The organism is Pseudolabrys sp. (genome assembly GCF_050250095.1).
Classification (GTDB): domain Bacteria; phylum Pseudomonadota; class Alphaproteobacteria; order Rhizobiales; family Xanthobacteraceae; genus Pseudolabrys.
Genome location: NZ_JBFWPH010000008.1, coordinates 1 through 8,839, shown reverse-complemented (window position 1 = coordinate 8,839; position 8,839 = coordinate 1). Strand labels below are relative to the sequence as shown.

The 8,839-nt window shown below is 65.2% G+C and carries 7 protein-coding genes and 1 pseudogene; 4 read left to right on the top strand and 4 right to left on the bottom strand.

Going from position 1 to position 8,839, the window contains the following annotated elements:
- Positions 1 to 202: 202 nt before the first annotated feature.
- The 3 genes from AB7F10_RS18830 to cysN are packed head-to-tail and all read left to right on the top strand — an operon-like array spanning position 203 to position 3,571.
- A complete protein-coding gene (locus AB7F10_RS18830; protein WP_428563786.1) occupies positions 203 to 1,015 on the top strand; it encodes a phosphoadenylyl-sulfate reductase in 813 nt (270 codons plus the stop codon).
- A gap of 1 nt (position 1,016) precedes the next feature.
- Complete coding sequence (gene cysD, locus AB7F10_RS18825; protein WP_428563789.1) at positions 1,017 to 1,919, top strand: sulfate adenylyltransferase subunit CysD; 903 nt, start codon at positions 1,017 to 1,019, stop codon at positions 1,917 to 1,919.
- Positions 1,919 to 3,571, top strand: coding sequence for a sulfate adenylyltransferase subunit CysN (cysN, locus tag AB7F10_RS18820; protein ID WP_428563792.1), 1,653 nt, complete (start codon positions 1,919 to 1,921; stop codon positions 3,569 to 3,571). Before cysD ends, cysN begins: the two co-directional genes overlap by 1 nt.
- 23 nt (positions 3,572 to 3,594) lie before the next feature.
- Here cysN and AB7F10_RS18815 read toward each other — a convergent pair whose 3' ends face one another.
- On the bottom strand, positions 3,595 to 4,947 hold the full coding sequence (locus AB7F10_RS18815; protein WP_428563795.1) for a carbohydrate porin: 1,353 nt from the start codon (positions 4,945 to 4,947) through the stop codon (positions 3,595 to 3,597).
- Positions 4,948 to 5,194: 247 nt separating this feature from the next.
- Here AB7F10_RS18815 and AB7F10_RS18810 point away from each other — a divergent pair, with 247 nt between their 5' ends.
- Positions 5,195 to 6,529, top strand: coding sequence for an Nramp family divalent metal transporter (locus tag AB7F10_RS18810; protein WP_428563798.1), 1,335 nt, complete (start codon positions 5,195 to 5,197; stop codon positions 6,527 to 6,529).
- Between the two features lie 54 nt (positions 6,530 to 6,583).
- Here the strand turns inward: AB7F10_RS18810 and AB7F10_RS18805 are convergent, their stop codons facing one another.
- The 3 genes and pseudogenes from AB7F10_RS18805 to AB7F10_RS18795 form a co-directional block, all read right to left on the bottom strand.
- A complete protein-coding gene (locus AB7F10_RS18805; protein WP_428563801.1) occupies positions 6,584 to 7,567 on the bottom strand; it encodes a hypothetical protein in 984 nt (327 codons plus the stop codon).
- 161 nt (positions 7,568 to 7,728) lie between these two features.
- On the bottom strand, positions 7,729 to 8,487 hold the full coding sequence (locus tag AB7F10_RS18800; RefSeq protein ID WP_428563804.1) for an orotate phosphoribosyltransferase: 759 nt from the start codon (positions 8,485 to 8,487) through the stop codon (positions 7,729 to 7,731).
- A gap of 110 nt (positions 8,488 to 8,597) precedes the next feature.
- Positions 8,598 to 8,839, bottom strand: a pseudogene (locus AB7F10_RS18795) (dihydroorotase); the annotation flags it as partial.

Below are 8,839 nucleotides of genomic sequence, written 5' to 3'. Positions count from 1 at the left end.
ACGCCGGACCGCACGGGCGTTCTTTCTCCCGTCGTCATGCGACACAAAATAACTGCACGATTTTCGCGAAAGATGAATGTTGTCGCGCGCGATGACGAGGCGCGATGCCTGTCCTCCCAGAACGCCAACAAAGAAATTTCCTTATAATTGACAGTTGTTTCGCGCTGCCGATTTAGTGGGCGTGAGTTCACGAGTTACGTCTATGCACACCGTCGATACATTTCCGCTTGCGAATACACAGGACGCGCCGGACCTCAGCACCGCTACGCCCGACCTCCAGGCACTCGCAACCGCGCTCAACGAATCATTAAGCACCGACGTCGCCGCGCGCCTGCGCGCGTTGCGCGCCGCGATGAGAGGCCGGCTCGTGTTCACGACGAGCTTCGGCCTCGAAGATCAGGTGGTCACGCAGTTCCTGAGCGACAGCGGCATCGACGCCGAAATAGTCACCCTCGATACCGGCCGGCTGTTTCCCGAAACCTACGATGTGTGGGCGCATACGGAAGCGCGCTATGGCCGCAAGATCGCGGCGTTCTATCCGAACGCCAACGCGACCGAGACGCTGGTCGGCAAGCAGGGCATCAACGGCTTCTACAATTCGCTCGAGGCACGGCACGCCTGCTGCCATGTCCGCAAGGTGGAACCGCTCGGCCGGGCGCTTAAGGACGCATCCGGCTGGATCACCGGCCTGCGCGCCGACCAGTCGCAGCAGCGTGGCAGCGTGCGGTTCGCGGAAATCGACGCCGCGCGGGGGCTGATCAAGGCCAATCCGCTGTTCGACTGGACGCGCGACCGCGCGCTCGAATTCGCCAAGGCCCGCGACATTCCACTCAATCCGTTGCATTCCGCCGGCTTCGTTTCGATCGGCTGCGCGCCCTGCACCCGCGCCATCGCACCCGGCGAGCCGGAGCGCGCCGGCCGCTGGTGGTGGGAGCAGGAAGCCAAGAAGGAGTGCGGCCTGCACCTCAATCATCCCGCCCGCGCGGCGGCGGCGGCGGCCGCGGGAGCGCGCTGACATGGCCCCGCTCTCGCATCTCGACCGGCTCGAAGCCGAGGCGATCTACATCATCCGCGAGGTGGCGGCGGAGTGCCGCAACCCGGTGCTGCTCTATTCGATCGGCAAGGACTCCTCGGTGCTGCTGCACCTTGCGCTGAAAGCCTTTCATCCCGGCCGCATCCCCTTCCCGCTGCTGCATATCGACACCACTTGGAAGTTCCGCGAGATGATCGCGTTCCGCGACCGCCGCGCGCGCGAACTCGGGCTGAACCTGCTGGTTCACACCAATCAGGACGGCATCGCCGCCGGCGTGACGCCGTTCAGTGCCGGCTCGCGCAATTACACCGACGTCATGAAGACGCAGGCGCTGAAGCAGGCGCTCGACCGCTTCAATTTCGACGGCGCCATCGGCGGCGCGCGGCGCGACGAGGAGAAGTCGCGCGCCAAGGAGCGCGTGTTCTCCCTGCGCGCGCCCGGCCACCGCTGGGATCCGAAGCGCCAGCGTCCCGAGCCGTGGCGGCTCTACAATACGCGCATCCAGCCGGGCGAGACGCTGCGCGTGTTTCCGCTGTCGAACTGGACCGAACTCGACATCTGGGACTACATCGCCCGCGAGAACATCCCGATCGTCCCGCTCTATTTCGCCGAGCGCCGCCCCGTGGTGAAACGCAACGGCGCCTGGATCATGTGCGACGACGAACGGCTGCCGCTCGCGCCCGACGAGTTGATGGAAGTACGCAAGGTGCGCTTCCGCACGCTCGGCTGTTATCCGCTGACCGGCGCGATCGAGAGCGACGCGGCCACCCTCGAAGACATCATCGCGGAAATGAAGCAGTCGCGCGTGTCCGAGCGGCAGGGACGGCTGATCGACCACGATGACGCCGCCTCGATGGAAAAAAAGAAAGCGGAAGGATACTTCTGATGCACATGCCCGCAGCGTTGCGCCGTGACGGCGCGGTGGACCTCGCGCCGGACTCCACGCGGATTCGGGGCACCGTGACGCCGGCGGAAGCAGCGTCCGGCGGGCTGTTGCGCTTCATCACCTGCGGCTCGGTCGACGACGGCAAGTCCACCTTCATCGGCCGCCTGCTTTACGACTGCCAGCTGGTGCTCGACGATCAGATGGAGTCGCTGACGAAGGATTCCAAACGCTACGGCACGCAGAACGAGGACATCGACTTCGCGCTGCTGGTCGACGGGCTGGCCGCCGAGCGCGAACAGGGCATCACCATCGATGTCGCCTACCGCTATTTCGCGACCCGGAAGCGCTCCTTCATCGTCGCCGACACGCCCGGCCACGAGCAATATACCCGCAACATGGCGACCGGCGCCTCGACCGCCGATCTCGCCATCATCCTGGTCGACGCCCGCAACGGCGCAACCGCGCAGACCCGCCGCCATGCCTTCATCGTATCGATGCTCGGCATCCGCCATGTTGTGCTGGCGGTGAACAAGATGGACCTGGTCGGCTATTCGCAGGAGCGTTTCGACGCGGTCGCCGCCGAATTCGCGGAGATCGCGGGCAAGCTCAACTTCGCGCAAGCCGTCGCGATTCCGATCTCGGCCAAGCGCGGCGATAATATCTCCACGCAGTCGGCTGAGATGCCGTGGTACCGCGGCCCGGCGCTGTTGCAGCACCTCGAGACCGTCGATGTCGAGAACGCGACGGCCGACAATGCCTTCCGCTTCCCCGTGCAGTGGGTGAGCCGGCCCAATTCCGAGTTTCGCGGCTATAGCGGCTTCGTCGCCAGCGGCACTGTGACGCCGGGCACGGCGGTGACGATCCAGCCGAGCGGCGTGCGCGCTACCGTCAAGGACGTCTGGCTGGCCGAGCAAAATCTCGACGAGGCCGTGACCGGTCAGTCGGTGACGCTGACGCTGACCGAGAATGTCGACGTCTCGCGCGGCGATGTCATCGTCGGCGCGGCGCAGGCGGCGGCCGTGACGCGCCACGCCAGAGCGCACCTGCTGTGGATGTCGCAGACGGCGCTCAAGCCCGGCGCGTCCTATTTCGCCAAGCTCGCGACCCGCGCGACCGCAGCGAGCGTCTCGGCCGTCCACCACACTGTCGACGTGTTCGACTATGCGCCGGTCAAAACCGGCAGCGTCGGCATCAACGATCTCGCCTCGGTCACCGTGACCTTCGACGCCCCGCTCGCCATCGCGCGTTATCGCGACAACCGTGAACTCGGCAGCTTCATCCTGATCGACCGGCTGACCAACGAAACCGTGGCGCTCGGTCTGATCGAAGAGCCGGGCGACGGCGCAACGCAGGCGATGGGCTCGACCGCGCAAGCCAGTCCGCTCGTCTCGAATGTCGTGAGCTGGCTGTCGCAGGCACGCGAGAAGCCGCTGCGCAGCGTCGCCAAGGCGATCACCTGGCGCACCACCGGCAGCATCGATACGTTCGTGCTGTCGTTCATCTTCACCGGCAATGCGAAGATCTCAGCGGCTATCAGCGGCAGCGAGATCCTGACCAAGCTGTTGCTTTACTATGGCCACGAGCGGATCTGGGCGCGCAGCCGGTTCGGCCTGCGGCGCCCGGCAAGCCGCGACAGCCAAGCCTCGAAATAGACTGAAAGCAAAGCAACCGCGGCTCAGAACAGGATCGTGCTGCGCAGGCCGGCCAGAAAGGCGTTGCCGACGGCGACGGCGGGGTTGTTCGGGTCCGGCACGTTGCCGCCTGGCCGCACGATGTATTGCAGGTCGGGTTGGATCGACCACCACGGCGCGACCTGAAAGATGTAGCTCACCTCGAAGATCGTTTCCGAACTGCGGATCGGATAAGGCGCGCCGTTGAGCGCAAGCGTGTCGCGGTCAAGGTCCGACGCCGCATGGCCGATATTGCTGCGCGCAACGCCGATCGTCAGCGTATCGTCGGCGCGGCCCGGCAGCGGACCCTTCACGCCGACGCCGGCTTCGGCATACCACGACACCAGATTGCGATCGTCCGGCGCGAATCCGCCACGGGCAAAGACGCTGACGCTCGATTGCGCACCGCGCCAGATCATCTGATCGACGACGCCGTAAACGCCCCAGTTGCCGCGATGGAGCAGCGCGCCCGATGGACCGGTCGCAAGCGACACCGCCGCGCCGGTTGCGTCGATTCCATATCGCTGATCGGCAAAATCCGCGGTGTGATACCAGACGCCGAGCTTGTAGGCGGCGGCCAGGCCCTTGGCGTCCTTGCCCTGGTTGACCTGATACTGCGCCTCGCCGATCCAGAACGCGCCGCCGGTGAACTGGAATTTCGTGCCGTGCTTGTTGCAGGCCTGCGGGTTCGCATTGGGATCGGTGTCGTAACAGCCGCGCCCGGCAGGATCGCCGCTGAACACACCCGCCAGCACCGTGAAACGGTCGGTCAGATTGACCTGCAGCCGCGCCCCGAGCGCGGCGAGCGGAAAGGCCGGGCCGCTGCTCGGCAGATTGCTGGACATCACCGGCGGCCAGCCGAACGCACCGTTGATGAGGCCACCGGCGACCGCGCTGTTGGCGAATTCGTCATCCGCCGCGAGCTGTCCGAGACGCAACGATGCGTGCGGGCCGAACCGCTGCTCGAACCAGGCGGTAAACAGCCGCGTCGTCGAGGTTGCCTCGATGTTGCTCGGATTGGGGATACTGCCGACGCGCTCGGTGGTGTTGAACGCGCCCTTGCTCATCTGGAACACGCGGACATGCGCCGCACCGCCGGTCCAGCCGGCGAGCTTTTCCAGATCCACATCGACCTGCAGGTCGCCGCGCCCCTCATAGGTGCCGCCGCGGCTCAGCCCGCCGCGCAGCACGTCGAAGGTCTCGTTGATATAGGCGAAGCCGAGCGTCACGCCGCGGTCGGCCAGCGCGCTGCGCGCACCGCCCCAGTCGCCGGTGAGACGCTCGCGCTGCCACAAGCCGTCTTCGGCCGCCGCCGAATTGGCGGCAAGCACGAACAGGGATGCGGCGACGCCGCGCACGATCCCATTCCGGTCACGCGACCGGCCTAGCCGGTCATCGTCGCGTACTGCCTTGCTCACGCCCGAACCGCCCCCACGCATCCTCGCGATCGCCCCAGTTTGGCCCGGCCGCGCTCCGGCCGATTGACAGATGCCGGATTATCCACCATCCTTATTGCGATTAATTCGCAATTGCAATTGATGTCACGCTAACATTCTGTCGCACCGTCGGAAATCGGCGCACAGAGGGGGTCCGACCGGGAACGACATGGACATGGGTGTAAAGAACGGCGGCTGGCGGCGGGAGCGGGACCGGCCATCGCTGGTGGAGGTGTTCGGCTCGGTGCGCACACGCCCGACCGGACCGATGTGGCGCAAGCTCCTCGCCTTTCTCGGCCCCGGCTATCTGGTCGCAGTCGGCTACATGGACCCCGGCAACTGGGCGACCTCGCTCGCCGGGGGCTCGAAGTTCGGCTACGCGCTGCTCACCGTCGCGCTGCTCTCCAACATCATGGCGATCGTGCTGCAGGCGCTGTGCGCGCGGCTCGGCATCGGCGCCGGGCGCGATCTCGCGCAGGCTTGCCGCGACGCCTTCCCGCGCCCGGTCGCCTGGCCGCTCTGGATCCTGGCGGAGATCGCAATCTGCGCCACCGACCTCGCGGAGGTGATCGGCACCGCGATCGGCCTCAACCTGCTGTTCGGCATTCCGCTCGAGCTTGGCGTGCTGATTACCGCGCTCGACGTATTCCTGATCCTGTGGCTGCAAAATCTCGGCTTCCGCTGGGTGGAGGCCCTGGTCGTCACGATGCTCGGCGTCATCGCGGTCTGCTTCGGCATCCAGATCATGATGGCCGACCCCAACTGGGGCGAGGTCATCCGCGGCTTCGCGCCGACCACCAACGTCGTCACCGATCCGGACATGCTCTATCTCGCGCTCGGCATCCTCGGCGCGACGGTGATGCCGCACAATCTCTATCTCCATTCCGGCATCGTGCAGACCCGGCGCTTCGGCGAGACGATCCCGGAGAAACGCGAGGCGATCAAGCTCGCGACGCTCGACTCGACCATCGCGCTGATGTTCGCGCTGCTGATCAACGCATCGATCCTGATCCTTGCCGCCGCGACCTTCCATAAGGCGGGGAAGACCGACATCGCCGAGCTCGACCAGGTGCATTCGTTCCTTGAGCCGATGCTCGGTTCGGCAATCGCGCCGACGCTGTTCGGCATCGCGCTCTTGTGTTGCGGCCTCAACTCGACGGTGACGGCGACGCTCGCCGGCCAGATCGTGATGGAAGGCTTCATCGATATCCGGCTGCCGCCGTGGCTGCGGCGGCTGACGACCCGCGCCATCGCCATCATCCCGGCGGCCATCGTCACCATCTGGTACGGCGAAAAAGGCACGGCGCAATTGCTCATTCTGAGCCAGGTAATCCTGAGCCTTCAGTTGTCCTTCGCCGTGGTGCCGCTGGTGATGTTCACGGCGGACAAGGCCAAAATGGGCGAACTGGTCGCGCCGCGCTGGCTGTCGGTGACGGCTTGGGTGATCGCCGCCATCATCATCGTGCTGAACGTCAAGCTGCTGATCGACCAGTTCGGGGCATGATCCCGAAAAGTGGGTACCGGTTTTCGGACAAGATCATGCCCGAAAAACAGCCGGCTAGCCGGCAATCAAGGCTTTCACCTGCGCGCGGAAATTGTCCGGCTCTCGCGCGACGGCCGCGCGATACGCGGTGAAATCCGCGCTGGCGCTGTCGAAGTCATCGAAGATGCGTCCCACTTCCGAGCCGAAGCGCGCGACGAAATCGGCGGCCCGCACATCGAGCTTGTAGCGGTCCGCAATCGGCACATCCACCGGGTTTTCCGCCGAGCCGTAACGGCCGGTGATGACGCAGCAACCGTGGATCGCAGCCTCGCGCGGCAGCCGGTCCTTGCCCGGATGATGGCCGAAATCGACGTAGACCTTCGCGCCGAGAAAGGCGTCGGCCAGCGCCGCGCGGTCGAGGCCGCGCAGCGGGCGGAACGTCCATTGCGGATAGGCCGCGCGCAGCCGCTCCGTCACTTTCGCGCCCTTGGTCGGATTGTAGAGAATGACGTCCTGCCGCTGCGTCGGCAGGCGTTGCGCCAGCGCGGCGAGATAGTCCGGCTCGAGATAAACCGGGATCGGATCGGACAACGGCGCGCCCGCGATGCCGTGCTCGCGAAGATACAGTTCGGCGTAATGGCTTTGCGCGAGATGCGTCAGGCCGCGCAGCGCCGCCATGCCGCGCCACGGCCGCCGCCCCTTGAGCAGATTGCGCGTGTAGCGGATCCTGTCGCGCAGCGCACTTTCGTAGCGCACGCAGGTGTAGTTGTTGACCGACATCCACCAGATCGCCACGCGTGCGTGCCGCACCCGCAAGGCGAGCGTCGGGAAAATTTCCGGAAACACGATCAGCGTGCCGGCGACATCGTCGTAGCGGCCGACCGGCACGTTGTATTTGCGATAGGGCTCGGGTGTCGCGGCGGGGCGGTCGAACGGGTGATAGACAATCGCGGCCGGCTGGCCTTGCGCGTTCAATTCCGCGACAAGCTGGTGCAGCGCCTCCGGCCCCGCGGTCATCGCATTGGCGGGGCAGATCACCAGAACGGACGAATAGGCCATGACCGTTGGTGCGCCTCGGCAATCAAAAGATCGAAAAAATAAACGTCGCGCCGGAGCGAGACGGCGCCGGCTTGCGAAGCGGCTTGGTGCGCAGGCGGCATCCGCCCTGCCCCGGCCTCACGCCAAGCGCCGAACCCGCTTTTCGGGAGAGCGGCCGCGGCCTAGCCTTCCGACCCGGTGCGGAGAAACGCACTCCCGTCGTTCGAGGCCGATTTCGCCGGCCGGTCGAAGTCGGAAATGCCGCCGTGAGCGGCCGACCACTTGGCCGGCTCGTTGAGGAAGCTGCGAACCTCGCGGAGCATGCCCTTGTCGAAATGCCCGCTCTCCTCGGCGACTTCCAGAACGTCCCACCAGGTGGCGAGATGGTGCAGCGAGACGTTCAGATCGCGCAGATGGCCCCGGCTCTCGGGGAAGATGTCGTAGTAGAACAGCACGAAGCAGTGATCGACCGTCGCGCCCGCGTTGCGCAGCGCGTTGCAGAAGTTGATCTTGCTGCGGCCGTCGGTCGCCAGATCCTCGACCAGCAGGGTGCGCGCGCCTTCAATCAGATCGCCCTCGATCTGCGCGTTGCGGCCGAAGCCCTTCGCCTTCTTACGGATGTACTGCATCGGCAGCATCAGCTTCTCGGCGATCCATGCCGCGAAAGGAATGCCGGCCGTCTCGCCACCGGCGACGTTGTCGATCGACTCGTAGCCGATCTCGGACAGGATGATCGAGGACGCGAAATCCATCAGGCCGGAGCGCAGGCGCGGATACGAAATGATTTTCCTGCAATCGACGTAAACCGGGCTGGCCCAGCCCGAGGTAAAGAAAAAAGGCGATTCAGCATTGAAGTGAACCGCCTTGATTTCGAGCATCATTTTTGCCGTCTGACGGGCAATCGTTTTCTTGTCAGTCGGTAGAGAGGAAAAGCTGTTCATGGATGCTCCGTCCGTCTTTGCCGGGCCAGCATCCGCGCGCCAACGCGCTGCCAGCCGCAATGGCCCGCAGAGAAACGACTTCGATTTCCAGCGATCAATTTGTTATGCCGCTACGCTACAGACCAGTCAACAGTCTCGCCGCCGAATAAAGGCCGGATTTCCCCGGCTTTTTCGACCGCGACGCACTCCGGAATTGTGGAGGGCGCGCGTTTGAGGCGGATTTTCTCCTCGTTCGGCGGCAGTCCGTAGAAGGCCGGACCGTTGAGCGAGGCGAAGGCCTCGAACTTGTCCAGCGCCTTCTCCTCCTCGAACACCTTGAGATAGGCCGCAAGCGCCGCCGGCGCGCCGAACA

Bases quoted from the DNA above. Each gene is read 5' to 3' on its own strand.
- AB7F10_RS18810 (WP_428563798.1), top strand. From the start codon at position 5,195: ATGGACATGGGTGTAAAGAACGGCGGCTGGCGGCGGGAGCGGGACCGG.
- AB7F10_RS18805 (WP_428563801.1), bottom strand. From the start codon at position 7,567: ATGGCCTATTCGTCCGTTCTGGTGATCTGCCCCGCCAATGCGATGACC.
- cysD (WP_428563789.1), top strand. From the start codon at position 1,017: ATGGCCCCGCTCTCGCATCTCGACCGGCTCGAAGCCGAGGCGATCTAC.
- cysN (WP_428563792.1), top strand. From the start codon at position 1,919: ATGCACATGCCCGCAGCGTTGCGCCGTGACGGCGCGGTGGACCTCGCG.
- AB7F10_RS18830 (WP_428563786.1), top strand. From the start codon at position 203: ATGCACACCGTCGATACATTTCCGCTTGCGAATACACAGGACGCGCCG.
- AB7F10_RS18800 (WP_428563804.1), bottom strand. From the start codon at position 8,487: ATGAACAGCTTTTCCTCTCTACCGACTGACAAGAAAACGATTGCCCGT.